The sequence below is a fragment of the Nonomuraea sp. WAC 01424 genome (assembly GCF_003947315.1).
Classification (GTDB): Bacteria; Actinomycetota; Actinomycetes; order Streptosporangiales; family Streptosporangiaceae; genus Nonomuraea; species Nonomuraea spiralis.
The window spans coordinates 197,071-220,802 of sequence record NZ_QHHZ01000018.1; the positions used below are offsets into that span (position 1 = coordinate 197,071).

The 23,732-nt window shown below is 71.2% G+C and carries 25 protein-coding genes; 6 read left to right on the plus strand and 19 right to left on the minus strand.

The features are described from left to right. Positions 1 to 40: 40 nt before the first annotated feature. On the plus strand, positions 41 to 607 hold the full coding sequence (locus DMB42_RS41225; protein ID WP_125644596.1) for a dihydrofolate reductase family protein: 567 nt from the start codon (positions 41 to 43) through the stop codon (positions 605 to 607). A 46-nt stretch (positions 608 to 653) separates the two neighbouring features. Here the strand turns inward: DMB42_RS41225 and DMB42_RS41230 are convergent, their stop codons facing one another. The 5 genes from DMB42_RS41230 to guaB all read right to left on the minus strand — a co-directional run bounded on the left by DMB42_RS41230 (position 654) and on the right by guaB (position 5,084). Further along, positions 654 to 1,346: an SDR family oxidoreductase gene (locus DMB42_RS41230; protein WP_221762577.1), complete on the minus strand. Its 693-nt coding sequence runs from the start codon at positions 1,344 to 1,346 to the stop codon at positions 654 to 656. Continuing rightward, positions 1,343 to 2,236 (minus strand): DUF6596 domain-containing protein, encoded by an 894-nt coding sequence (locus DMB42_RS41235; RefSeq protein ID WP_312024797.1) that lies wholly within the window; start codon positions 2,234 to 2,236, stop codon positions 1,343 to 1,345. The genes DMB42_RS41230 and DMB42_RS41235 overlap by 4 nt, the downstream gene beginning before the upstream one ends. Continuing rightward, the gene (locus DMB42_RS56150) at positions 2,167 to 2,367 is read right to left on the minus strand and encodes a hypothetical protein (protein WP_312024798.1); all 201 of its coding nucleotides are present in this window, start codon (positions 2,365 to 2,367) and stop codon (positions 2,167 to 2,169) included. Before DMB42_RS56150 ends, DMB42_RS41235 begins: the two co-directional genes overlap by 70 nt. Positions 2,368 to 2,476: 109 nt before the next feature. After that, positions 2,477 to 3,598: a GuaB3 family IMP dehydrogenase-related protein gene (locus tag DMB42_RS41240; protein WP_185845133.1), complete on the minus strand. Its 1,122-nt coding sequence runs from the start codon at positions 3,596 to 3,598 to the stop codon at positions 2,477 to 2,479. A gap of 4 nt (positions 3,599 to 3,602) precedes the next feature. Then, positions 3,603 to 5,084 (minus strand): IMP dehydrogenase, encoded by a 1,482-nt coding sequence (guaB, locus tag DMB42_RS41245; RefSeq protein WP_125644598.1) that lies wholly within the window; start codon positions 5,082 to 5,084, stop codon positions 3,603 to 3,605. Between the two features lie 449 nt (positions 5,085 to 5,533). On the opposite strand from guaB, the gene DMB42_RS41250 reads away from it, so the two are divergent. Both DMB42_RS41250 and DMB42_RS41255 read left to right on the plus strand, forming a co-directional pair. Next, on the plus strand, positions 5,534 to 6,544 hold the full coding sequence (locus DMB42_RS41250) for a LuxR family transcriptional regulator (RefSeq protein WP_125644600.1): 1,011 nt from the start codon (positions 5,534 to 5,536) through the stop codon (positions 6,542 to 6,544). Positions 6,545 to 6,583: 39 nt separating this feature from the next. Then, on the plus strand, positions 6,584 to 6,961 hold the full coding sequence (locus DMB42_RS41255) for a DUF5319 domain-containing protein (RefSeq protein ID WP_090930411.1): 378 nt from the start codon (positions 6,584 to 6,586) through the stop codon (positions 6,959 to 6,961). A 160-nt stretch (positions 6,962 to 7,121) separates the two neighbouring features. Here the strand turns inward: DMB42_RS41255 and DMB42_RS41260 are convergent, their stop codons facing one another. The 4 genes from DMB42_RS41260 to DMB42_RS41275 form a co-directional block, all read right to left on the minus strand. Continuing rightward, entirely contained in the window at positions 7,122 to 7,757 is a 636-nt protein-coding gene (locus DMB42_RS41260; protein WP_090930520.1) for a sigma-70 family RNA polymerase sigma factor, read from the minus strand. Positions 7,758 to 8,333: 576 nt separating this feature from the next. Beyond that, positions 8,334 to 9,953, minus strand: a complete 1,620-nt coding sequence (gene groL, locus DMB42_RS41265; RefSeq protein ID WP_125644602.1) for a chaperonin GroEL — start codon at positions 9,951 to 9,953, stop codon at positions 8,334 to 8,336. 75 nt (positions 9,954 to 10,028) lie between these two features. Further along, positions 10,029 to 10,343 carry a co-chaperone GroES gene (gene groES, locus DMB42_RS41270; protein WP_197093639.1) on the minus strand — a complete coding sequence of 105 codons (315 nt, stop codon included), beginning with the start codon at positions 10,341 to 10,343 and terminating at the stop codon, positions 10,029 to 10,031. A 171-nt stretch (positions 10,344 to 10,514) separates the two neighbouring features. Then, on the minus strand, positions 10,515 to 11,369 hold the full coding sequence (locus tag DMB42_RS41275) for an NAD-dependent epimerase/dehydratase family protein (protein WP_125644604.1): 855 nt from the start codon (positions 11,367 to 11,369) through the stop codon (positions 10,515 to 10,517). Between the two features lie 104 nt (positions 11,370 to 11,473). Between DMB42_RS41275 and DMB42_RS41280 the strand changes: the two genes are divergently transcribed. From DMB42_RS41280 to DMB42_RS41290, 3 genes are all read left to right on the plus strand, one after another. Beyond that, positions 11,474 to 11,971 carry a MarR family winged helix-turn-helix transcriptional regulator gene (locus DMB42_RS41280; protein ID WP_221762578.1) on the plus strand — a complete coding sequence of 166 codons (498 nt, stop codon included), beginning with the start codon at positions 11,474 to 11,476 and terminating at the stop codon, positions 11,969 to 11,971. Between the two features lie 13 nt (positions 11,972 to 11,984). Continuing rightward, positions 11,985 to 13,163 carry a class I SAM-dependent methyltransferase gene (locus DMB42_RS41285; protein WP_125644606.1) on the plus strand — a complete coding sequence of 393 codons (1,179 nt, stop codon included), beginning with the start codon at positions 11,985 to 11,987 and terminating at the stop codon, positions 13,161 to 13,163. 195 nt (positions 13,164 to 13,358) lie between these two features. Beyond that, positions 13,359 to 15,029, plus strand: a complete 1,671-nt coding sequence (locus tag DMB42_RS41290; RefSeq protein ID WP_125644608.1) for a hypothetical protein — start codon at positions 13,359 to 13,361, stop codon at positions 15,027 to 15,029. Between the two features lie 39 nt (positions 15,030 to 15,068). On the opposite strand, the gene tsaD is transcribed toward DMB42_RS41290, so the two are convergent. From tsaD to DMB42_RS41340, 10 genes are all read right to left on the minus strand, one after another. After that, positions 15,069 to 16,100: a tRNA (adenosine(37)-N6)-threonylcarbamoyltransferase complex transferase subunit TsaD gene (gene tsaD, locus DMB42_RS41295; RefSeq protein WP_125644610.1), complete on the minus strand. Its 1,032-nt coding sequence runs from the start codon at positions 16,098 to 16,100 to the stop codon at positions 15,069 to 15,071. Continuing rightward, positions 16,093 to 16,524, minus strand: a complete 432-nt coding sequence (gene rimI, locus DMB42_RS41300) for a ribosomal protein S18-alanine N-acetyltransferase (RefSeq protein WP_125644612.1) — start codon at positions 16,522 to 16,524, stop codon at positions 16,093 to 16,095. The genes tsaD and rimI overlap by 8 nt, the downstream gene beginning before the upstream one ends. Before the next feature lie 11 nt (positions 16,525 to 16,535). After that, entirely contained in the window at positions 16,536 to 17,180 is a 645-nt protein-coding gene (gene tsaB, locus DMB42_RS41305) for a tRNA (adenosine(37)-N6)-threonylcarbamoyltransferase complex dimerization subunit type 1 TsaB (RefSeq protein WP_125644613.1), read from the minus strand. 27 nt (positions 17,181 to 17,207) lie between these two features. Then, positions 17,208 to 18,137: a phosphotransferase gene (locus DMB42_RS41310; protein WP_125644615.1), complete on the minus strand. Its 930-nt coding sequence runs from the start codon at positions 18,135 to 18,137 to the stop codon at positions 17,208 to 17,210. A gap of 13 nt (positions 18,138 to 18,150) precedes the next feature. After that, on the minus strand, positions 18,151 to 18,690 hold the full coding sequence (locus DMB42_RS41315) for a class F sortase (RefSeq protein ID WP_185845134.1): 540 nt from the start codon (positions 18,688 to 18,690) through the stop codon (positions 18,151 to 18,153). A gap of 3 nt (positions 18,691 to 18,693) precedes the next feature. After that, positions 18,694 to 19,368, minus strand: coding sequence for a hypothetical protein (locus DMB42_RS41320; RefSeq protein WP_125644617.1), 675 nt, complete (start codon positions 19,366 to 19,368; stop codon positions 18,694 to 18,696). A 166-nt stretch (positions 19,369 to 19,534) separates the two neighbouring features. Further along, positions 19,535 to 19,993 carry a tRNA (adenosine(37)-N6)-threonylcarbamoyltransferase complex ATPase subunit type 1 TsaE gene (tsaE, locus tag DMB42_RS41325; RefSeq protein ID WP_312024799.1) on the minus strand — a complete coding sequence of 153 codons (459 nt, stop codon included), beginning with the start codon at positions 19,991 to 19,993 and terminating at the stop codon, positions 19,535 to 19,537. Further along, a complete protein-coding gene (locus tag DMB42_RS41330) occupies positions 19,993 to 21,042 on the minus strand; it encodes an alpha/beta fold hydrolase (protein ID WP_125644618.1) in 1,050 nt (349 codons plus the stop codon). The genes tsaE and DMB42_RS41330 overlap by 1 nt, the downstream gene beginning before the upstream one ends. 19 nt (positions 21,043 to 21,061) lie before the next feature. After that, positions 21,062 to 22,210, minus strand: coding sequence for an alanine racemase (alr, locus tag DMB42_RS41335; protein ID WP_125644741.1), 1,149 nt, complete (start codon positions 22,208 to 22,210; stop codon positions 21,062 to 21,064). A 61-nt stretch (positions 22,211 to 22,271) separates the two neighbouring features. Then, positions 22,272 to 23,726 carry an NAD(P)H-hydrate dehydratase gene (locus DMB42_RS41340; protein ID WP_125644620.1) on the minus strand — a complete coding sequence of 485 codons (1,455 nt, stop codon included), beginning with the start codon at positions 23,724 to 23,726 and terminating at the stop codon, positions 22,272 to 22,274. Positions 23,727 to 23,732: the final 6 nt, after the last annotated feature.

Here is a 23,732-nt window from a genome sequence, read left to right on the forward strand (position 1 = left end):
TGAAATCACTTCAACCATAGTACTTCAAACGGAGTTATTTATGCGAAAGCTTGTGTACTACGTCGGCATCTCCATCGACGGCTACATCGCCGGCCCCGGCGGCGAGTGGGACTTCTACCCGGTGAGCGACGCCCTGGCCGCCTACATCAACGGTGAGATGTCCGAGGCCGTCCCCACGCACATCAGGCAGCAGGTCGGCCTCGACGCGCCGAACCGGCGCTTCGACACCCTGGTGATGGGCCGCGGCACGTACGAGCCCGCCCTTGAGGCCGGCATCACCAGCCCGTACGCCCACCTGCGCCAGTACGTCGTGTCCAGCACGATCGAGAGCATCGACGACCCCGGCGTCGAGCTGGTCAAGGAGGACCCGCTCGGCCTGGTGCGCCGCCTGAAGCAGGAGGACGGCCTCGACATCTGGCTCTGCGGCGGCGGCAAGCTGGCCGCGTCCGTGTTGCCCGAGATCGACGAGCTGATCGTCAAGGCCTACCCGGTGGTGGCCGGGACGGGGATCGCCGCGTTCGACGGCGCGTTCCAGCCGACCACGTTCACGCTTACCGGCACGCGCACGTTCGAGGGCGGGGTGGTCCTCATGACCTACACCCGCTGACCGCCGTCGTGGCGCCCGTCCGGCACCACGGAAATCCTCCCGCGGATCACCACGGCAACGGTTGCCCGTCGCGGAAGAACCCGCCGGTCGGCCCGCCGTCGGGCAGGTCCGCCGCCCACAACACGCTGCTCGCCCGCTCGGCGACCGGCCGCCCTCCCGGGCCGCCCATGTCGGTCGCCACCCACCCCGGGCAGACGGCGTTGACCAGGATGCCGTCCTCGCGCAGCTCGGCGGCGAGCATCCTCGTCAGCGCGTTCAGCGCCGTCTTCGACACCGCGTACGCGGGCGTGCCACCCCCCATGGAGGCCAGCGAGCCCAGCTCGCTGGAGACGTTCACGATCCGCCCGTGCGCGCCTCGGCGCAACAGCGGCAGCAGGGCGAGCGTGACCCGCCAGGCGCCCAGCAGGTTCGTCTCCAGCGCCTCCGACACCACGCCCAGGTCCGCGTCACCGGCCCGCTGCCAGGTGTCGTAGTGGATGGCGGCATTGTTGACCAGCACGTCGACCCGCCCGTGGCTCTCCTCCAGCTCCCGCGCCAATTCGGCCGCCGACCGCTCGTCGGCCACGTCGAGCCGCCGCGCGAGCACGTCGCCGCCGATCCCGGCCGCGGCCTTGGCCGCCTTGTCCTCGTCCCTGGCGGTCAGCACGACGGTGTCGCCGGCCGCCGCGAGCTGCCTGGCCACCTCCAGCCCGATCCCCCGATTGGCTCCTGTGACCACGCAGATCCGGTTCACCCTCACGTCCCCCTCAACGTCTCGCGCCGTCGGCGCAGGAACTCCCGCTCGACGTCGTTGCCCGCGCGGGAGGTCGCCTCGTCGTACGCCCGCGCCGCCTCCCCGTCGCGTCCTAGCCGCCGCAGCAGGTCGGCCCGTACGGCGTGGAACAGGTAATAGCCTGTCACCTCCAGGCCCTCGACCAGCGCAAGCCCCACCCCGGCGCCGTCACCCTCGGCCACCGCCACCTCGCGGTGCAGCGCCACGACCGGCCCCGGCGTCAATGCCAGCAGCAGGTCGTAGAGCTGCACGATCTGCCCCCAGTCGGTCTCCCCCGCGCTCGCCGCGTCGCCGTGCACGGCGTTGATCGCCGCCTGCACCTGGTAGGGCCCCGGCAGCCCGCGCCGCAGGCACCGCCGTACGATCGCCTGCCCCTCCTCGACCAGCGCCCGGTCCCAGAGCGTACGGTCCTGCTCGGCCAGCGGCACCAGCTCACCGCCGTCGCCCCTGGTCCTGGCCGCCCGGCGCGAGTCGATGAGCAACATCAGCGCCAGCAGCCCCCACACCTCGGCCTCGTCCGGCATCAGCTCGGCCAGCAGCCGTCCGAGCCGGACGGCCTCCGCGCACAGGTCCTCCCGGACCAGCCGCTCACCCGAACTGGCCGTGTAGCCCTCGTTGAAGAACAGGTAGACCACCGCCAGCACCGCGCGCAGCCGGTCCGGCAGGTCGGCCGCCTCCGGCACCCGGTACGGGATCCCCGCCTGCCGGATCTTGTCCTTGGCCCTGACCAGCCGCTGGGCCATCGTGGCCGTCGGCACCAGGAAGGCGTGCGCGATCTCGGCCGTCGTCAGCCCGCCGAGCAGCCGCAACGTGAGCGCCACCCGCGCGGGCTCGGCGGCGTCCCCTGCTCCGGCCACAGCCGTACCGCGACCGCGAACGCCTCCTGCACCGCCTCCTCGGCGACGTCGATGTCCCCGAACACGCGGACGAGCACCGAAACCGCGCGGCCGTACTCCTCCCGGAAGACCAGTTCGACCTGCTCAGACACCCTTGCCCTCCCCTGCGCCCGGCACGGACGGCGAAGCCCCGGCGGGCCGCCCCCGGACAGCGAACGGCTCCCGGGGGCGGCAACCCCCGGGAGCCGTCACGCGGGCCGGTCAGCGCTGGATCGGCGCGACCACGACCTCGACGCGCTGGAACTCCTTGATGTCGGAGTAGCCGGTGGAGGCCATCGTCCGCTTGAGCGCGCCCATCAGGTTCATCGAGCCGTCGGCCACGCTGGAGGGCCCGTGGAGGATCTGCTCCAGGGTGCCGACCGTGCCGAACTCCACGCGACGGCCGCGCGGCAGGTCGGGGTGGTGGGCCTCGGAGCCCCAGTGGAAGCCGTGGCCGGGGGCCTCGGCGGCCCTGGCCAGCGGCGAGCCCACCATGACGGCGTCGGCGCCGCAGGCGATGGCCTTGGCGATGTCACCCGAGGTGCCCATGCCGCCGTCGGCGATCACGTGCACGTACCGGCCGCCGGACTCGTCCATGTAGTCGCGCCGCGCCGCCGCCACGTCGGAGATCGCGGTCGCCATCGGCACCGCCACGCCCAGCACGTTGCGGGTGGTGTGGGAGGCGCCGCCGCCGAAGCCCACCAGCACGCCCGCGGCGCCCGTGCGCATCAGGTGCAGCGCCGCGGTGTACGTGGCGCAACCGCCCACGATGACCGGCACGTCGAGCTCGTAGATGAACTGCTTGAGGTTGAGCGGCTCGGCGCGGCCCGAGACGTGCTCGGCCGACACCGTCGTGCCGCGGATGACGAAGATGTCCACCCCGGCGTCGATCACGGCCTTGTGGTACTGGACCGTGCGCTGCGGCGACAGGCGGACGGCCGTCGTCACCCCGGACGCCCGGATCTCCTCGATCCTGCGCCCGATCAGCTCTTCCTTGATCGGCGCGTCGTAGATCTCCTGGAGCCGCCTGGTCGCGGCCGCGGCGTCGAGCTCGGCGCACTCCTCCAGCAGCGGCGACGGGTCCTCGTAGCGCGTCCAGAGACCTTCGAGGTCGAGCGGCGCGAGGCCGCCGAGGCGGCCGATCTCGATCGCGGTGGCGGGCGAGACCACGCTGTCCATGGGGGCGACGACGACGGGCAGCTCGAACCGGTAGGCGTCGATCTGCCAGGCGATCGAGACCTCTTCCGGGTCACGGGTGCGGCGCGAGGGCACGAGCCCGATCTCGTCGAGCGCGTACGCCCTCCGCCCGGTCTTGCCCCGCCCGATCTCCACCTGCTGAGTCATGAACTTACCTTCTGTGATAGTTCGGAGCTTCCACGGTCATCTGGATGTCGTGGGGGTGGCTCTCCTTGAGCCCCGCTGCCGTGATCGGCATGAGCTCGCAGTCGGTGTGCATCTGCCCGATCGTGCGGCACCCCGCGTACCACATGCCCTGGCGCAGCCCGCCGATGAGCTGGTGGGCGACGGCCGCGACCGGCCCGCGGTAGGGCACCTGCCCCTCGATGCCCTCGGGGATGTACTTGTCGTCGTCGTCGACGTCGGCCTGCGCGTAGCGGTCCTTGCTGAAGGAGGTGCCGCCGCGCTCGCGGTTGCGCACCGCGCCGAGCGACCCCATGCCCCGGTACGACTTGAACTGCTTGCCGTTGATGAAGATCAGCTCACCCGGAGACTCCTCGCACCCGGCGAGCAGCGAGCCCAGCATGACCGTGTCGGCGCCGGCCGCGATGGCCTTGACGATGTCGCCCGAGTACTGGAGGCCGCCGTCGCCGATCACCGGCACCCTGGCCGGCGCGCACGCCTTGGACGCCTCGTGGATCGCGGTCACCTGCGGCGCGCCCACCCCGGCCACCACGCGGGTGGTGCAGATCGAGCCCGGCCCGACGCCCACCTTGACCGCTTCGGCGCCCGCGTCGACCAGCATCTGCGCGCCCGCCCTGGTCGCGATGTTGCCGCCGATGACCTGGACCTTGCTGTTGGCCTTGAGCTTGGCGATCATGTCGGCCAGGCCCTTGGAGTGGCCGTGGGCCACGTCCACCACGACGACGTCGACGCCGGCCTCGATCAGCGCCTTGGCCCGCAGCTCGGCGTCACCGCCCACGCCCACCGCCGCGCCGACCAGCAGCCGGCCGTCGGCGTCCTTGGTGGACAGCGGGTATTGCTCGCTCTTGGTGAAGTCCTTGACCGTGATGAGGCCGCGCAGCCTGCCGTCGGGGTCGACGAGGGGCAGCTTCTCGATCTTGTTCTGCCGCAGCAGCGCGAACGCCTCGTCACGCGACACCCCCACCGGGGCGGTGACCAGCGGCATCTTGGTCATGACCTCGCGTACGGGGCGGGTCTGGTCGCTCTCGAAGCGCATGTCGCGGTTGGTCACGATGCCGACCAGCGTGCCCGACACGTCCGTCACCGGCACCCCGGAGATCCGGTACGTCGCGCAAAGCCGTTCGACGTCGGCGAGCGTGTCGTCGGGGCTGCAGGTCACCGGGTTGGTCACCATCCCGGCCTCGGACCGCTTGACCAGATCGACCTGCTGGGCCTGCTCCTCGACCGACAGGTTGCGGTGGAGGATGCCGATGCCGCCCTGGCGGGCCATGGCGACCGCCATGCGGGCCTCGGTCACGGTGTCCATGGCCGCGGAGACCAGCGGGATGGACAGCGTGATCTCCCGTGACAGGCGGGACCCGGTTTCGGCCTCCCCTGGTTGCAGGTCGGAATAGCCAGGCACCAGCAGCACGTCATCGAAGGTCAAACCCATCTCGGTGAACTTGGACATGCCTCGGCCCCCTCCTGACCTCTGCGCTGATTGGACCAAGTCTAGGGCCTGCCTCCAAAACGCGACGAAGCCGGGAGTGCCAAGGCCCCCAGGCCCCTCGCACTCCCGGCTCCGCCGCCCCGGGACGCACCCCGGAACGTAAAGAAGTGCCGGGGGACGGGACGTTCGGTGATCCATCCCGTCCCCCGGCCACCGGCACCCAGGCCGGGCAGCGCGTTTCACGCCACCGAACCCCCCTCCGCGTCCTGATGGCGGCTGCTGCCCAGCCCCGCTTCAGGGTGCCGACGCTAGGTAAAGCCTGCGTTACTCACCGGCACAACGCAATGTGAAAACGTGCAATTGCACGAAGTTGCACGCGGCGCCGCCGATTCCCGGCAAGCCCCGGACACGAACGCGCTCTGGAGTTATCCTCGCGGCACGCCCGTGTCCCCCCGACGGAGCCGCCCATAATGCATAACCAGCCCCGGCGCGTTGCAGAGCCGTTCGAGACGCTGGGCCTCGACCCGGCGCAGTCCGCCCTGTACACAGCGGTGCTGCGCCTGCACAGGGCCACGCGGACCGACCTCGCGCAGGCCATGGACGGCCCGGTGGAGAAGGTGGGGCGTCAGCTCGACGACCTGGTCAGGCTGGGCGTGGTCGACGAGCAGTCCGGCGAGTACCTGGCCAGGCATCCGGCCGCGGCGCTCGGCCGGGTCATCGCCGAGCGGCTCGACCGGCTGGCCGAGGAGAGCCGCAGGATCGACTCGGCGCTCGGCTCCATCCGCGGCCTGATCCGCGACTACGACGCTGGCCGCAATTATCAGAGCGGGACATTCCCCGTGGAGATGGCGAACGGCGCGGACGTCCTCTACGAGAGCGTCGTCGGCATAGCACTGCAATCACCGCCGATGGAGTTGTTGACCGCGATCCCCGACGAGCGCACAATGGCAGATTTTGTTCGCAAATTTGCGGACCCATGGATTGATGCGCAGAAACGACAACTGCTCAGCGTCGAAGTGATCGTCCCGGTCTCCACTCTGGGCCTGCCGGGCGTACGCCATCAGCTCACCCGGCTCCAGGACACGGGCGGCAAGGTGCGCACCCTCGACCGGGTGCCGAGCTGGTTCATGACGGCCGGGCCCGAGGTCGCCGGCCTGCCCGCCCTGTGGGGCGGCAACCTGCCCGACCACGCCTACAACTTCTATCTCGTACGCACCCCGATCGTCGTCGGCATGCTGCGCACGCTGTTCCAGGAGTTGTGGGGCCGGGCCGTGTCCCTCCCCTGGGGCCACCGGGGCGACGGGATGGTCCAGGTGTTGCGCCTGGCCGCGCAGGGTGTGTGCGACGACTCCATCGCCCGCCAGCTCGGCGTCTCGGTCCGCACCGTACGCGCGAGGTTCGCCGACGCCATGGCCGAGCTGGGCGCCCAGTCGCGCTTCCACGCCGGCGTGGAGGCCGCCAGGCGGGGATGGCTCGGCTAATACTCTACGCCGGGGCCGCTTCGGTCATATGGTGGGAAGGTGCTGGAAGACGTCCCCCGCGACCCGTTCGCGGACGACCCGAACGACCCGTCCTCGGCGATGGGCGCTCTCGACGACGCCGAGCCACTCACCGCGGCCGAGCGCGACGAGGCCATCACCGACCTGGCAGACGTCGAGGTCTTTCGCTCCCTGCTCGAACCGCAGGGTGTGCTCGGCCTCGTGCTCGACTGCCCCGAGTGCGGCGAGCAGCACTTCTTCGACTGGGAGCTGCTGCGCGGCAACCTTCGCCAGATGATCGAGAAAGGCCAGCCGCAGGTGCACGAGCCGGCCTTCCATCCCGATCCCGCCGACTATGTCAGCTGGGAGTACGCCCGAGGCTACGTCGACGGCGTCATCGACACCGAGGAGCGCCGCTGATCGACCTCCGGGACGACCTCTGATTCGGAGACGTCGTCCAGCAGCGCGCCCAGCAACCTCACCGCAGGGTCGGACGAGTCCCGCGCCCGGCCCCGTGCGACCGCGTCGAGCAACGCGTCGGTCTGGAGCAGGTCAAGCGCATGGAGCTCGTCCTCCGGCGTCAAGCCGACTCCAGCTCGGCCATCTGCCGCAACCTGGCCAGCGCCCGATGCTGGGCGACGCGGACCGCTCCTGGTGACATGCCGAGTACATTACCGGTCTCCTCGGCAGACAGCCCCGAGACCACCCGCAACAGCAGCAACTCCCGCTGGTTGTCGGGCAGCCTGGCCAGCAGCCTGCGCGCGTGCTCGACCTCGATGTAGCGGACCACCGTCTCCTCGGGCCCAGGGCCGTCGTCGGGCCCGTCGGGCAGATCCTGGGTGGGCACGGCCGAGCGCACCGAACTGCGCAGCGCGTCGGCCACCTTGTGCGAGGCGATCCCGAACACGAAGGACGCGAAAGGCCGCCCCATGTCCCGGTATCGCGGCAACGCGGACAACACCGCGATGCACACCTCCTGGGCTACGTCATCGGCAATGTGATATTGCCCAGAAACCCTGCCCAGCCTGGCGCGGCAATACCGCACCACCATGGGACGCAACTCCCCGAGCAAGGATTCGATCGCACTGCGATCTCCCTGCACGGCGAGGCTCGTCAGTTCCCTTAGGTCGGAGTCATCCGTCCGTGCCGGAAGTCTCGACGCGAGCCTTACCCCAATTTTGGCGTCGGCGACGCTTCCCTCGCTCACGATAGGCATGATGCCCGCACTGATCCGGCCTGTCGTCATGGCGAACGGCTACGGATTGGTCACATTGAAGCGACGATAACCAACAGTAATCAAACGACCACACTAAGCCTTAAGAGCTGACATAATGTTTCACTCCATAACCCATAATGCGCGACAATTGCCAGCCCCTGACGCTTAACCGTCACTCCTGGTTTACTCCGATATTCCACCTTTTCCCCCACTTTTCCACGCCCCCGCCCCCTCTGCCCCCACCCGTCCCAGAAGGCATTTCCCCCCTCAGAAACCACTCAGGTGAGCCGCCCACACCAGCGGGAACCACCGCGGGCGCGAGGCGCGAGGCAAACCCGCCCAAGAGGGCCGGGAACACCGACGCCCCACACCAGAGCGAGCCAGTGCGGGCCGTACGCGGCGCTGCGGCAAACCCGCCCCACAGTGCCGGAAACCCCGACGACCCGCACCGGAGGAAACCAGTACGGGCCGTACAGGGCGGGGCGCGGGGCGAACCCGCTCAAGACCCCGGGAACGCCGACGGCCCGCGCCGGGGGGAACCGGTGCGGGCCGTACAGGCGCGGGGGAAGAGGCGGGTCAGTGACCGTGGCCGTGGCCGTGGCCCTGGCCGCCGGCCGGAGCCTCATCCTCGGGCTTGTCCACGACGAGCGCCTCGGTCGTCAGGAGCATGCCCGCGATCGAAGCGGCGTTCTGCACCGCGGAGCGCGTGACCTTGACCGGGTCGATGACGCCCTGGGCGATCAGGTCGACGTACTCGCCGGTCGCGGCGTTGAGACCCTGGCCGGCGGGCAGCTCGGCGACCTTGTGGGTCACCACGTAGCCCTCCAGGCCGGCGTTCTCGGCGATCCAGCGGGCCGGCTCGACCAGCGCGCGGCGCACGACGCCGACGCCGGTGGCCTCGTCGCCCGTCAGGCCGAGGTCGTCGAGCTCCTTGCCCACGTGGATCAGGGCCGAGCCACCGCCGGAGACGATGCCCTCCTCGATCGCGGCGCGGGTCGCGGAGATCGCGTCCTCGAGGCGGTGCTTCTTCTCCTTCAGCTCCACCTCGGTGGCGGCGCCGACGCGCAGCACGCACACACCGCCAGCGAGCTTGGCCAGGCGCTCCTGCAGCTTCTCGCGGTCCCAGTCGGAGTCGGACTGCTCGATGGCAATCTTGATCTCCTTGACGCGGTCCTCGATGGCCTGCTGGTCACCGGCGCCGTCGACGATGGTCGTGGCGTCCTTGGTGACGACGACACGGCGGGCCGTGCCGAGCACCTCGAGGCCGACGTGCTCCAGCTTGAGCCCGACTTCCTCGCTGACGACCTGGCCGCCGGTGAGGATGGCCATGTCCTGGAGCATCGCCTTGCGGCGGTCACCGAAGCCCGGGGCCTTGACGGCCACGGAGGTGAAGGTGCCGCGGATCTTGTTGGTGACCAGGACGGCCAGGGCCTCGCCCTCGACGTCCTCGGCGACCACGAGCAGCGGCTTCTTGGTCTGGGCGACCTTCTCCAGCAGCGGCAGGAAGTCGGCGATGGAGGAGATCTTGCTCTGGGTGAGCAGGATGTACGCGTCCTCGAGGACGGACTCCATGCGCTCGGGGTCGGTCACCATGTACGCCGACAGGTAGCCCTTGTCGAACTGCATGCCCTCGGTGAACTCGAGCTCCATGCCCATGGCGTTGGACTCTTCGACGGTGAGGACACCGTCCTTGCCCACCTTGTCGAACGCCTCGGCGATCAGCTCGCCGATCTTGGCGTCCTGGGCGGAGATGGTGGCGACGTTGGCGATCTCCTTCTTGTCGCCCACCTCGCGCGCGCTGGCCAGCAGCCGGTCGCTGATCTCCTTGGCGGCCTTGTCGATGCCACGCTTGAGCGACAGCGGCGAGGCGCCGGCGGCCACGTTGCGCAGGCCCTCGCGGACCATCGCCTGGGCCAGCACGGTGGCGGTGGTGGTGCCGTCACCCGCGATGTCGTTGGTCTTGGTGGCAACTTCCTTGGCGAGCTGGGCGCCGAGGTTCTCGTAGCGCTCCTCCAGCTCGATCTCACGAGCGATGGTCACACCGTCGTTCGTGATCGTCGGCGCACCGAACTTCTTGTCGATGACGACGTTGCGGCCACGCGGGCCGAGGGTTACCTTCACGGCGTCCGCGAGGGCGTTGACACCGCGCTCAAGCGCGCGGCGGGCGTCCTCGTTGAACTCCAGGATCTTCGCCATTGCTGAAAGTCCTCTCCTGGCGTCGAAAGCCCCGGCCGCCCTCAAGAGCGCCCGGGGCCCGACACAACCGGCCTACTACTTCTCGATGATCGCGAGAACGTCGCGGGCGGAGAGCACGAGGTACTCCTCGCCGCCGTACTTGACCTCGGTGCCGCCGTACTTGCTGTAGAGGACGATGTCGCCCTCGGAGACGTCAAGCGGAATCCGCTTGTCGCCGTCCTCATCCCAGTTGCCCGGGCCCACCGCGAGGACCTTGCCCTCCTGCGGCTTCTCCTTGGCGGTGTCCGGGATGACCAGTCCGGAAGCGGTGGTCTGCTCTGCCTCAAGCGGCTGAACCACAATGCGGTCGCCGAGCGGCTTAACGGGAACCTTGGTGGCGGTCGTCACGATCGGACCTCCCCTTCAGATTTGAATGATCTAGAAGAGGCGACCAGCTGGGCCTGCCGTCGCGGGTGTCAGACCTGCCTCGTCGCACGTTGGCACTCTCAAGGTGAGAGTGCCAACAGGAAACATATGCAAGAGGGGCTTGACAGTCAACACGAACTCGTCTGCTCAGAGCGATCAGACGTAGGAGCCCTCGACCAGATCGGCCACCACACCGGGGCGGGAGGGGTTCCAGCCGAGCTCCGCGCGCGTGCGTGTCGCGCTGATGCGCTGGCTGAGCGCCAGGGCCTCGGCGAAGCCCGTCCCCAGCGTCTGGGCGGCCTCGGCCAGCGGCCAGGGCTCGGCCTGCGGCTTTACGCCGACGGACCGGGCCGCCGCCTCGGCCACGGACGCGACCTGCACGGCCTCTTCGCTGATGCCGTGGTAGACCCGCGCCCCGCCCTTCTCCAGGACGGCGACGACGAGGTCGGCCAGGTCCTCGACGTGCACGAACGTCCAGGTGGGCGACTCGCCGTCGGCGGTGACGTACACGCCGGCGCCGCGCTCGGCGGCCTGGGCGCGCAGCAGGGCCGGGATGCCCGCGCCGCGCCCGTGGACGACGCCGGGCCGGATCACCGAGCCGCCGCCGTCGAGGATCAGCCGCTCCAGCTCGTGCCGGTACGCCACGAGCGGAATCGGGTCGGCCGGGCTGTCCTCGTGCCCGTCCACGGTGGCGCCCAGCACCCACACGCCGCTGGTGAAGACGATCTTCCTGCCCGACGCCGCGAGCACGCCGGCCGCGGCGAGGTCGGTCTCCCGGTCGCCGCTGAGGTTGGCGGCGACCACGACCGCGTCGATGTCCGGGGTGATCGCGGCGGCGACGTCCGCGGCGTCGGCCAGGTCCCCGTGGCGCTCGTCGGCCACGCCGGGCACCCGCTTGGCGCCGTCGGCGGCGGGCCGCACCAGGACGGCCACCTCGTGTCCCTGCTCGGCCAGCCGCTCGACGACCGCGCCGCCGATGTACCCCGTCGCGCCCAGCACCAGCACCTTCATGACGATCCCACCTTGAAAATTTCTACGTTGAACATTTCGACGTCGTGGACAGTACCGTACGACCTCCAACATTTCAACGTCGAAGCTTTGATAGGCTGAGCCACGTGGATGACGCGGTCGACGAGATACTCGGACAGTGGGCACGGACACGGCCCGACGTCGACGTGTCCCCGATGGGCGTGATCGGCCGGGTCTCGCGCGCCTCCCGCCTGCTGGAACGCGGCGTGAAGGACTTCTTCGCCGAGCACGGGCTGGAGGCGTGGGAGTTCGACATGCTGGCCACGCTGCTGCGCAGCGGCGCCGACGCCACGATGTGCATGAAGGACCTGTCCTCCTCCGCCATGGTCAGCCCCGGCGCGCTCACCAACCGGATGGACCACCTGGTCAAGCGCGGCCTGGTCGATCGCTGGCCCGCGCCGCACAACCGCCGCATGACATTGGTCGCCCTCACCGAGGAGGGCAGGAGGGTCGCCGACGAGATGCTCGTCCTGCACGCCGCCAACGAGGAACGGCTGCTCGCCGGCCTGCCGGAGGACGAGCGCGAGGCCCTGGCCGGGCTGCTGCGCAAGCTTCTGGTGTCCCTCGGCGACACCTCTTTGTGAGCGGAGCGCGTACATGGATCTCGACGCGTTCGGCGAGCTGCTGACCCCGCGCGGGCAGCGGGCGCTGGCGGAGGCCGCGGAGCTGGCCGGGGCCGACCCGGTCGCCGCGGCGACCCGGCTGCGCCGCACCTACGACGCGGCGCTCACCTCCGCCGCGCTCACGCAGGCGGCGCTGCGGGAACGCGCCAGGGCGAAGTTCGGCGCGGACGCCGAGGTGATGTACTTCACACCGCACGGCCTGGAACAGTCCACCCGCAAGGAGGTCGCCGCCCACCGCGCCCGGCGCATGGGCGGCGGCGCGCGGGTGATCGACGCGTGCTGCGGCGTCGGCGGCGACCTCCTGGCGCTCGCCCACGCCGGTTGCGACGTCGACGCCGTCGACCTCGACCCGCTGACCGTCGCCGTGGCCAGGGCCAACGCCGACGCGCTCGGGCTGGCCGACCGGGTGCGGGTCTCCGTGGGCGACGCGGCGCAGGTCCGGCCCGAGGAGTACGACGCGCTGTTCGCCGACCCGGCCCGGCGCAGCGGCAAGGGCCGCACGTTCGACCCCATGGCCTACTCGCCGCCCTGGCCGGTCGTGCTCGACCTGGTCGCGCGGGCCCCGCGGGCGTGCCTGAAGGTCGCCCCCGGCATCCCGTACGAGTTCATCCCCGAGGACGCCGAGGCCGAATGGGTGTCGTACAAGGGCGAGGTCAAGGAGGCCACCCTGTGGACCGGCCCCGACACGGGCCCCGACACCGGGGTCGCCCGCCGCGCCACCCTGCTGCCCGCCGGCCACACCCTGGCCGCCACGGGGGTCGAGGCCCCCGTCGGCCCGATGGGCCGTTACGTCTACGAGCCCGACGGCGCGGCGATCCGGGCCCATCTCGTGGGCGAGGTGGCCGAAATGATCAACGGCCGCCTGGCCGACCCCATGATCGCCTACATCACCGCCGACGAGCCGGCCGACACCCCTTGGGCCACCGGATACGAGGTGGACGAGGTCATGCCGTTCTCGCTGAAAAGGCTCCGCGCGGCTCTCCGCGAACGCCGGATCGGGAACGTCACCATCAAGAAGCGCGCCTCCGCGATCGACATCGAACGCCTGCGGACCGACCTCCGACTTTCCGGCGACAAATCCGGAATCGTCATTCTGACCCGCATTCTCGATAAACCTTCGGTTCTCATCTGCAACCCCATCTCACCTGCTTGAACAATCCAAAGCGGTCATTCTTCCGCTAAATACGATCTTTCACTTCGGCCCTGCCGGACGTTGATCGAAAGGCTAAGGTTGACGGGCGGGAGTTCTCCCCCTTATGCGGTAACCCGCGTACTCGCCCTTTCATCTGCAAACCGGACCTATCCCACCGCTGCGCGGCAGACCGTCGGCGAGCGAAGGAGCCTTTCGGTGGACCATTCCAACCACACCACCCTTCTTCAGGCGGGCGGCCAGTCCGCCATCTCCGAGAGGATGCGAGACCTCCTCGCGCGTGCCGCCCAGGACCACGTCTACGAGCAGCGCACCCAGGGAGCCGTCCTCGACGAGATCCGCCAGCGCCTTGAAGGCATGGAGTGGCTGCTGCGCGAGGTGCGCGAACGCGAGCTGGGCGGCCTGAGCGGCACCCTCGAATCGGTGAGCGGGCGGCTCGACGACATCACCGCCAAGCCGCCGATGTGGGCCGAGGGCCTGGCCCAGCACGTCGAGGCCGTACGCGACCACGTGGACGCCGTCGGGGAGAAGATCGGCAACGTCGACGCCCGGGTCGCGCCGGTGGCCGAGCTGCCGAGCCTGTGGGCGGACCTGGGCACCGTGGGCGAGGCCGTGGACGAGGCGCTCAAACGCCTCCAGTCCGTGCTCGACACCACCGACGGCATCACCCAGGGCATGTCCGACTTCGCCACCAAGCTGACGCAGCTCAACTCCAGCATGGAGGCCGCGGCCAGCCGGTTCACCCGGCTCGACAAGTCGGTCGCCGACCTGTCGGGCCGTACCGAACGGGTCGAGAGCGCGGTCGGCGGGCTGACCGAGAGCGTCGCCGCCGCGGCCGAACAGGCGGCGGTCAAGATCGACGCGGCCGAGCAGCGTCTGACCGCCCGGCTCGACGACGCCGACCTGCACCTCGCCGCCCGTCTCGACGAGGCCGACAAGCGCCTGGCGGGCCGCCTCGACGAGACCGACGAACGCCTGACCGCGCGGCTCGACCGCGCCGACGAGCGCGCCGCCGCCAGGCTCGACGCCGCCGACCAGCGGCTCACGGTCCGGCTGACCGACGTCGAGCAGCGGCTCACCGCCCGTCTCGACGAGGCCGACCGGCACCTCGCCGTGCAGCTCGGGGAGAGCGAGCAGCGGCTCACCGGGCGGCTCGACGGCGTCGACGCCCGGCTCGACCGGGTCGAGGGCCGGCTCAAGGGGCTCGACACCCGGCTCACCGGCTTCGACAGCAGGCTGGAGTCGGCCGACGAGTGCCTGGCCGACATCGACACCAGGCTCGACGGCCTCGACGGCCGCCTGGGCTCGCTCGACGAGCACGTGTCGGCCACCGACCAGCACCTCACCGAGACCGCCACCCGCAGCGAGGGCCGCTTCAACAAGCTCGACAACCAGATGGAGTCGATCGACGAGCGGCTGGTCGAGGCCGAGGAGCACCTGATCACCCGGTTCGACACCCTCGACGGCCAGTTCAGCGGCCTCGACAGCCGCTTCAACGGCCTCGGCACCCACCTCAACGGCCTGGCCACGCGGGCCGAGCAGGCCAGCGAGCACCTGGAGTCGGTCGACGACCGCGTCAAGGCCATGAACCAGCACGTCAGCCAGCTCCCCGCCGCCCTGGCCATCCCCGAGCGGGTGGGCGAGCTGATCCAGTCACAGGCCGGCGCCCAGGCCGACCGCCTGTCGGCCGCCGCCGACGCGCTGACCGAGCTGGTACGTTCCCGCCCCGACCGCGACGAGCTGAGCGAGACGGTCAGCGGCATCGTGCAGCCCGCCACCGACGACCTCACCAAGCGGCTGGCCGCGCTGGAGGAGACCATGCTGGCGCTGGCCGAGGCCCTGCTCCGGCCCACCAGGACGAAGGACTGAGCACCGCCCGGCGGCGGGGGAACGCCCCGCCGCCAGGGCTCAGACGTGGACCGTCGTGATCGGCAACGACGAGTCGGCCGGGATCTCCAGGGTCGAGGGCGTCACACCCGCCGCCACCAGGTCGGACCCCAGGGCGGCGACCATCGCGCCGTTGTCGGTGCACAACCCCGGCCGCGGCACCCGCAGCCGTACGCCCGCCGCGTCGCAACGTTCCTGGGCCAGCGCCCGCAGCCGCGAGTTGGCCGCCACGCCGCCGCCGATCAACAGGTCGTGCACGTCGTACTTCTTGCACGCCTGCAACGCCTTGCGGGTCAGCACGTCGACCACGGCCTCCTGGAAGGAGGCGGCCACGTCGGGCACGTGGATGGACTGCCCGGACGCCTCGCGCGCCTCGACCCAGCGGGCCACGGCGGTCTTGAGGCCGGAGAAGGAGAAGTCGAGCGTGCCGTCGTCGATCTTGCCCCGGGGGAAGGCGACGGCGGTGCCCGAGCCCTCGCGGGCGGCCCGGTCGATGTGCGGGCCGCCCGGGAAGGGCAGGCCGAGCACCCGGGCCACCTTGTCGAACGCCTCGCCGGCCGCGTCGTCGACGGTCGAGCCGAGCGAGATCACGTCGTCGGCCACGTCGGGCACCAGCAGCAGCGAGGAGTGGCCGCCGGAGACCAGCATGGCGATGCACGGCTTGGGCAGCGGCCCGTGTTCGAGCTGGTCGACCGCCACGTGGGCGGCCAGGTGGTTGACGCCGTAGAGCGGGACGCCGAGGCCCAGCGCGTACGACTTGGCGGCGGCCACGCCCACCAGCAGCGCCCCGGCCAGGCCCGGCCCGGCGGTGACGGCGATGGCGTCGATGTCGGAGAACTTGAGGCCGGCCTCGGCCAGCGCCGCCTCCACGGTCGGGGTCATGGCCTCCAGGTGTGCGCGGGAGGCGACCTCGGGCACCACGCCGCCGTACCTGGCGTGCTCGTCCATGCTGGAGGCGATGGTGTTGGCGAGGAGCGTGTGGCCTCTGACGATGCCGATGCCGGTCTCGTCGCAGGACGTCTCGATGCCCAGGACCAGGGGTGCGTCAGCCATCCAGCTTCCTTCTCATCATGATCGCGTCGGTGCCGTCGTCGTAGTAGCGGCGGCGGGTGCCGATCTCCTCGAACTCGAAATGCCGGTAGACGGCCTGGGCGCGCGGGTTGTCGGCGCGTACCTCCAGGAAGATCTCGCGTGCTCCCCTGCGCCCCGCCTCGGCCAGCAGCTCGGTCAGCATCGCGCTGCCGATGCCGGTGCCCTGGTGTTTCTCCAGCACGGCGATGGTCTGCACGTCGGCCTGGTCGGCCGCGGTGGCGATGCCGGCGTAGGCGACGATCTCGTCGTCGACCAGGGCCACCAGGTAGTGGCGCGAGCGCGGCATGTCGGCCAGCTCGCCGCGCATCATGCCCTCGCTCCAGGCGTCGAGCGGGAACATGGCACGTTCGATCGCCATGACCGCGGGCAGGTCGGCCTCGGTCATCGGCCGAAGTCTCACGCCGTCACCCGCTTGGGCGTGCCGGGCACCACCGCGTCGGGCCGGCGCAGGTAGATGGGCCGCGGCGGGTCGAGCGGGGTGCCTTCGGCCAGCCGCTCGGCGGCCAGCGCGGCCAGCGCGCCCGCGTAGGGGTAGGGCGGGGCGTCGTGGTCGCCCAGGACGTCGGGGTAGAGAGCGGCGCCGGCGCCGACGACCGGCAGGCCCTCGACGGGCACGTCGGCGGGCCGGTCGACGAACGGGCCGTCGGCGCGGGTGCGCATGTCCTGGTAACGCGCCCAGAACACCTCCTTGCGCCGGGCGTCGGTGGCGACGAGGAACGGCTCGCCGAGCCCGCTGCCGTAGGCGACCGCGTCGAGAGTGCAGATGCCGTACGCGGGGACGGCGAGCGTCGTCGCGAGCCCTTGGGCGGTCATCAGACCGACACGCAGACCGGTGTACGGCCCCGGGCCGCTGCCCGCGACGATGGCCGTCACGTCACGCAGGGCGGCGCCGGAGTCGGCCAGCACACGTTCGATGGTGGGGACGAGCAGCTCGCCGTGGCGGCGGGCGTCGATCGTCGTGGACTCGGCGAGCACCCGCTCGCCGTCGTCGAGGGAGGCGGTGACGGCGGGCGTCGCGGTATCAAAGGCCAGGACCAGCACGACTGTTTAGCCTACCCGCCGCACGGGTCACACCCAGCCGGTACGCCGTTTCAACCATTCCAGCGCGACCACGCCCTGCGCCCGCTGGAACGCCCTGAGCGTGGGCAGCCCAGGCGGATCGGCCTGGCGGCCCTGCCGGACGAAGTAGCCGGTGATCGCCGCGAGCACCGCGGTGACCGCCGGGTCGGGATCGTCGAACAGCTCGTGCGGGGCGGGGCCGCCCTGCATGGCGACCGACGGCAACATGGCGACCAGGTCGTACCAGGGCGCGGCCAGGCAGGCCCAGGGCCAGTCGACGACGTAGACGCGGTCGGACGTGAGCAGGATGTTGTCGGCCCGCAGGTCGGCGTGGACCAGCGTGTCGCCGGCCGCCGCGGCGGCCCAGCCGGACTCCAGCCCGGCCAGCTCGGCCAGGTTGCGCAGCGCCCACGGGTCGAGCCCCATGGTGTCCTCGTCGAGGAGGCTGCGCCAGCCCTGGAACGAGCCGCCCATGACCTCGCCGACCGTGGGAGCCGCGATCGGCGACGGGCTGAGCGCGGCCGACATCTCCTTCAGCGCCAGGAGCACCCGGTCGAGCTCGTCGCGCTGCCAGGGCATCGCGGGGTGGACGGCCTCGACGTCCTCGAAGACCAGCGTCACCCAGCCCTCCAGCTCGAAGCCGGTCAGCAGCTTCGGCGCGGGGACCGACTCGGGCAGCGCGGCGGCGTTCCTGAGTTCGGACCGGTAGATGGCGACGCTGTCGGGATTGGGTTCGGGGCCGACGGCCTTGACGAACGCGCGCCGTCCCGCCGCGGTCCGCAGGCGCACCGCGGCGGCCGGGGAGAAGCCTCCCTGCTGGGTGACGGCCTCGACGATCGGGCCGCCTAGGAAGGCTTCGACCGCCTCGCGCACCAGCGGGTGGACATCCTCCCAGGGCACGCGGGCACCGGACGCGGGCGGGTTGGTGTCTGTGCTCATGGCTCCGTCTGGGTCAGGCTTTGGAGGCGTAGACGATGATGTTGTCGACGTACTCGCCTTTGGAGTAGTCGAACTTACCGCCACAGGTCACCAGTTTCAGCCCGTCGTCCACATACACCCGCCTTGCCGGGAAGTGGTCCTTGGAGACCTGCTCGATGGCGTCCACCTTGAAGCTGACGACCTTGCCGTCGCTGCGTTCCACCTTGACGGTCTCGCCCTTGCGTAACTGCCTGAGCTTGTAGAACACGGCGGGGGCGGTCTTGGTGTCGACGTGGCCGATGATCACCGAGGCGCCCTTCTCGCCGGGCACCGCGCTGCCGCTGAACCAGCCGGCCATCTTCGGCTTCTCGTACGGCGGCAGCTCGACCTCGCCGTCCTTGCTCAGCCCGAGCTTCATCAGCGGGGCCTCGACGTCGATCGACGGGATGTCGATGCTCTTGGGCACCACCGCCGCCGCCGCGGGCGTGGAGGAGTTCTGCATGCTCTTGCCGAACGCGACCAGCAGCAGGCCCGTGGCGGCGCCCGCGAGCACCACCCGTCCTGGACGTGCCATCGACTACGCCCGGCTGCGCCGCTTGACCGCCACGACCGCGCCTCCGACGAGCGCCAGGGCGATCAGCGCGCCTGCGGGGCCGAGCGGGAAGGAGGACTCGTCGTCGACGTCCTGGCCGAAGGTGCCGCCGCCGCCCGCCCTGGGCGCCTTGGTGGGCACGCCGGTCGGCTCGGCCTCGGCCCTGGCCACCTTGAGCGTGGCCTTGCCGACGTCATTGGTGCCCTCGCACTTGACGTCGACGGTGTACGAGCCGCGCTTGACCGTGCCGGAGATCGTCGCCTCGCCGCGTACCCAGGGTGAGCCGTTGGCCGGGCTGCTGGTCGCGGTGGGCGTGGCCGACGCCGCCGGTACGGGGTTGAGCGGGACGCCGTTGATGAACGCCCGCGAGGTCGCGGTGCCCGTGTGGGCCGGACCGCCGGACGGCAGCGGGCAGTTGGCCAGGATCCACACCTTGGACGTCTCACCCGCCGTGACCCGGTCGGGGTTGAGCTGGACCGCGATGTTCGGCCTCTTGGTGGCCGGTGGAGCGGTCGTGGTGGCGGTCGCGTCGGCCGTGGGGGACGTCGTCGCCGTGCCTGTCGGTGTCTCCGTCGGTGTGGTCTCGGCCGAGGCCGCACAACCGGTCAGCCCGACCACCATGATGGCACCCGCGTACGCGACTCGCCTGACACTGAGCACCGCCGCACCCCACTTTGCCGTCCTGCACCCAGCATCCACCAAATATGCGGATGTCGCCCCTCCTGATACCCAGAAATTCTGGGCAAATCCCTGACCAACGATCATGATTTATGTCATCGGCCGGGTACGTCAAGGGTGCCAGTTTTGCCAGGGATTGACGGGGGTTTTAGCCTTCCGCCGGATCAGACGGCGTGTCGGCCCACCGCGCCCCCACCCCGCGCAGGCTCACCAGGCGGGCGTCGTCGCCGGTCTCCCGGTCGATGTGGATCTCCAGCCGGTCCTCGGCCAGCCCCTCGACCAGGCCCTCACCCCACTCGACCACGGTGACCGACTCCTCCAGCGAGGCGTCGAGGTCGAGGTCGTCGACCTCCAGGTCGCCGCCCAGCCGGTAGGCGTCGGCGTGCACCAGGGGCGGGCCCTGGTGCAGCGACGGGTGCACTCTGGCGATCACGAAGGTGGGCGAGGTGATCGGCCCGCGTACTTTGAGACCTTCGGCGATGCCCTGGACCAGCGTGGTCTTGCCGGCGCCGAGCGGGCCGGACAACACGACCAGGTCTCCGGGCCGCAGGTGGGCCGCCAGGCGCGTGCCGTAGGCCCGCATGTCCTCCGCTGTCGCCAGTCGCACTACAACTCCACTCGCTTGATCAGGTCGCGCACGGCGTCGTTGACGATCCCGGGGCGCTCCAGCTGGACCAGGTGGGAGGTGTCGGGGATCTCGGCGAGCTGCGCCTTGGGCAGCGCGGCCGCGATGGCCCTGCTGTGGTCGGGCGGGGTCAGCCAGTCGCGATCGCCGAAGACGATGGCGGTCGGGACCGGGTCGAGCACGTGCAGCGCGGACAGCTTGTCGTGGTTCATCAGGGCCGGGTAGAAGGCGGCGAACACCTCGGTGGGGGTCTGCCTGATCATCGACTCGGCGAAGTCGACCACGGTCGGGCTGACGTTGGAGGAGTCGCCGAAGCCCATGTGGCGGGTGATCAGGAAGGCGATGTCGCTGCCCGCGGAGCGGGTCTTGTCGATCAGCGAGCCCTTCCTGCCGAGCAGCGACACGGTGGACGGCGCGATCTTGTGCACGGCCTTCGACACCATCGCCGGCAGCCCGAGCGTCAGCTCGGCCAGCTTGCCCGCCGAGGTCGCGATGAGCGCGACCGCCCGGATCTTCTCGCCGAACAGCTCAGGGTGGCTGTCGGCCAGCGCCATGATCGTCATGCCGCCCATGGAGTGGCCGACCACCACGCACGGACCGGGCACGAACTCCTCGATCACCTCGGCCAGGTCCTGCCCGAGCCGGTCGATCGTGCTGTCGTCGGCCGTGCCGCGCTGCGAACGGCCGTGGGAGCGGATGTCCCACAACACGAGACGGTAGTTCTCGCGCAGGTCCTTGCGCTGGTAGTGCCACGATTCGAGGTTGAGGCAGTAGCCGTGGCACAACACGATCGTCAGCGGCGCGTCTTCGGGGCCGTCGATCTCCACGTGCAGCGCCACGCCGTCGGAGGTGACGAGCGTGTGCTCCCTGCCGCGCAGCTCGCCGAACGGCTCGCTGGCCTCCTCGTCGTGCCGCAGCCTGATCCGGCCGACCGCGATGCGCTTGGCCAGAGCGGCCGCCGCGACGCCGGCCGAGGCCGCTCCGACGATCGCGCCGGCGATCCCGACCCTGCGCCGTGTTGTCGTCGTCATGTCCCCGATCCTTCTCCGCTCATGGCCGCTCCGGAGTGTCCGTGGTCACATGCTGGTGGACCCGTGGCACCCGGGAACCGATCCTGGTCACGATCTCATGAGTGATCGTGCCGAGGGTATCCGCCCATTCCTGAACGGTCGGCTCGCCCCCGTCACCCGGGCCGAACAGCACGACCTCGTCACCGGGCGACAAGGGGTCGTCGCCCACGTCGATCACGAACTGGTCCATGCACACCCGGCCCGCCACCTTCCGGCGGCGCCCGCCCGCCAGGACCTCGGCTCTTCCCGTCGCGTGCCGGAGTATGCCGTCGGCGTAGCCGAGCGGGACGAGGCCGAGGGTGGTCTCGCGGTCGGTGACGTAGAGGTGCCCGTAGGACACGCCCGACTCCTCCGGGACCCGCTTGGTCAGGGCGATCCTGGCCGTCAGCGTCATGGCGGGACGCAGCCCGAAGTCGCCCAGCTCGGGGACGGGGCTCAGGCCGTACATGGCGATGCCTGGCCGGACCAGGTCGAAGCGGGCGGCGGGCAGGGTCAGGACGGCCGCCGAGTTGGACACGTGCCTGATCACGGAGGACCCGGCGGCGCCCGCCTGCTCGGCCTGCTTCAGCGCGCTCTCGTACGCCTCCAGCTGCTGCCCGACCGAGGGATGACCGGGGACGTCGGCGCAGGCGAAGTGGGACCACACGCCGACGATCTCGACGACGCCCTCCGCCCGCAGCTCCAGCGCCTTGCTCAGCAGGCCCGGCCAGGCGGCCAGCGGCGCGCCGCCCCTGCCCATGCCGGTGTCGGCCTCCAGGTGGACCCTGGCCGGGCGGCCCGCGCGGCGGGCGGCGGCGGCGATCTCGACGAGCAGGCCCTCGTGGGCCGCCGAAAGCTCGATGTCCTCTTCGAGGGCCCGGTCGAGGGGCTCGCCCGGGGTGATCAGCCAGGCCAGGACGGGCGCGGTGACCCCGCCGGCGCGCAGCGCGAGCGCCTCGCCGACGAACGCCGTGCCCAGCCGGGACGCGCCGCCCTCCAGCACCGCCTTGGCCGAGGGGACGAGCCCGTGGCCGTAGGCGTCGGCCTTGACGGCCCCCATCAACTCGGCGCCGCCCGCGCGCTCCTTCAGCAGGGCGACGTTGCGCCGGATGGCGGCCAGGTCGACCCGCGCCTCGGCGGGGGTGGCCATCGAGGAGTACATCTCTCCAGTGTGGCAGCTCAGACGGGTGGTCGAGCGCGGTTCGCGCCGCTCAGGGGCGGGGTTCGGCGTGGACGGAGCGGATGGCCTCGGGGACGGCCGTCGCCACCCCGGCGGAGGTGAGCGGGGCGCCGCGGGCGGCCAGCCGACCGGCGAGCCCGTGCAGGTACGCGCCCACGGAGGCCGCGTCGTAACAGCCCAGCCCCTGGGCCAGCAGTGCGCCCGCCACGCCCGACAACACGTCGCCGGTGCCGCCGGTGGCCAGCCACGACGTGCCCGTCCCGTTGACCCGCACCGGCCTCGCCTCCTCGGCCACCACCGTGGTCGAGCCCTTGAGCAGCACGGTCACGCCCAGCTCGGCCGCGGCCCGCCGGACGTGCTCCAGCCGGGCGGCCTCGATGTCGTCGCGGCTCACGCCGATCAGCCGTGACAACTCGCCCGCGTGCGGCGTGATCAGCACGGGCGCACGCCTGCGCAGCAACGACCGGTCGCGGGCCACCAGCGTCAGCCCGTCGGCGTCGATCAGCACGGGGACGTCCGAGGCCAGCACGCGCGCCGCCAGCTCGTGCGCCCAGTCTCCGGTGCCGAGCCCGGGGCCGAGCAGCCAGGCCTGGACGCGGCCGACGTGCTCGATCGACGGCCGGTCGAGCGGGGTGATCACCGCTTCGGGCCAGTGGGCGCGTACCTGCTGGACGGGCTCGTGCGTGCCGGCGTAGCGGACCAGGCCCGCGCCGGCCCGCAGCGCGCCGCCGACGGCCAGCACGGCCGCGCCGGTGTACAGGTCGCTGCCCGCGGCGACCCCGAGCACGCCCCTGCGGTACTTGTCGGACTCGTTGCCGGGCCGCGGCAGCAGGTCCTCCACGTCCGCGCGGGTCAGCGCCGCGACGTCGGGGTCGGGCAGGAAGGGGCCGAGCCCGATGTCGACCAGCTCGACGGTGCCCGTGTGCGCGGCCCCCGGATCGACGAGCAGCCCCGTCTTGTACGCCCCCATCGTCACCGTCACCCGCGCCCGCACCGCCGCGCCCGCGACCTGCCCGGTGCTCGCGTCGACGCCGCTCGGCACGTCCACGGCGACGACCGTGCCGTGGGCCGCGTTCGCCTCCTCCGCCAGCCGCGCGTACGGCTCGCGCAGCGCGCCCGAGACCCCGATGCCGACCAGCCCGTCGACGATCAGGTCGGCCTCGCCGAGGGCCGCCTGCTCGGCGACCCGGCCGCCGGCGTCCAGGAAGGCGCGCAGGCCGGCCTCGTGCGTCTTGGAGCCGGCCAGGACCGCTTCCACCCGCGCTCCCCGGCGGGCCAGGCGTTCGCCGGCGTAGAGGGCGTCACCGCCGTTGTCGCCGCTGCCGACCAGGAGGACGACCCGTCTGCCGTACACGCGGCCGAGCAGGTCGGCGCAGACGGCGGCGAGGCCGTGGGCGGCCCGCTGCATGAGGGTGCCCTCGGGCAGGCGCGCCATCAGCGTGCGCTCGGCGTCCCGGATCTGGTCGGCGGTGTAGGCGGTCTTCATGGCCTC

Coding starts and splice junctions, on each gene's coding strand:
- groL (WP_125644602.1), bottom strand. CDS start 9,953: ATGGCGAAGATCCTGGAGTTCAACGAGGACGCCCGCCGCGCGCTTGAG.
- DMB42_RS41310 (WP_125644615.1), bottom strand. CDS start 18,137: ATGAGCACAGACACCAACCCGCCCGCGTCCGGTGCCCGCGTGCCCTGG.
- guaB (WP_125644598.1), bottom strand. CDS start 5,084: ATGTCCAAGTTCACCGAGATGGGTTTGACCTTCGATGACGTGCTGCTG.
- DMB42_RS41315 (WP_185845134.1), bottom strand. CDS start 18,690: ATGGCACGTCCAGGACGGGTGGTGCTCGCGGGCGCCGCCACGGGCCTG.
- tsaD (WP_125644610.1), bottom strand. CDS start 16,100: ATGGCTGACGCACCCCTGGTCCTGGGCATCGAGACGTCCTGCGACGAG.
- rimI (WP_125644612.1), bottom strand. CDS start 16,524: ATGACCGAGGCCGACCTGCCCGCGGTCATGGCGATCGAACGTGCCATG.
- DMB42_RS41275 (WP_125644604.1), bottom strand. CDS start 11,369: ATGAAGGTGCTGGTGCTGGGCGCGACGGGGTACATCGGCGGCGCGGTC.
- DMB42_RS41225 (WP_125644596.1), top strand. CDS start 41: ATGCGAAAGCTTGTGTACTACGTCGGCATCTCCATCGACGGCTACATC.
- DMB42_RS41250 (WP_125644600.1), top strand. CDS start 5,534: ATGCATAACCAGCCCCGGCGCGTTGCAGAGCCGTTCGAGACGCTGGGC.
- DMB42_RS41285 (WP_125644606.1), top strand. CDS start 11,985: ATGGATCTCGACGCGTTCGGCGAGCTGCTGACCCCGCGCGGGCAGCGG.
- DMB42_RS41340 (WP_125644620.1), bottom strand. CDS start 23,726: ATGAAGACCGCCTACACCGCCGACCAGATCCGGGACGCCGAGCGCACG.
- DMB42_RS41260 (WP_090930520.1), bottom strand. CDS start 7,757: ATGCCTATCGTGAGCGAGGGAAGCGTCGCCGACGCCAAAATTGGGGTA.
- DMB42_RS41240 (WP_185845133.1), bottom strand. CDS start 3,598: ATGACTCAGCAGGTGGAGATCGGGCGGGGCAAGACCGGGCGGAGGGCG.
- DMB42_RS41330 (WP_125644618.1), bottom strand. CDS start 21,042: ATGACGACGACAACACGGCGCAGGGTCGGGATCGCCGGCGCGATCGTC.
- alr (WP_125644741.1), bottom strand. CDS start 22,210: ATGGCCACCCCCGCCGAGGCGCGGGTCGACCTGGCCGCCATCCGGCGC.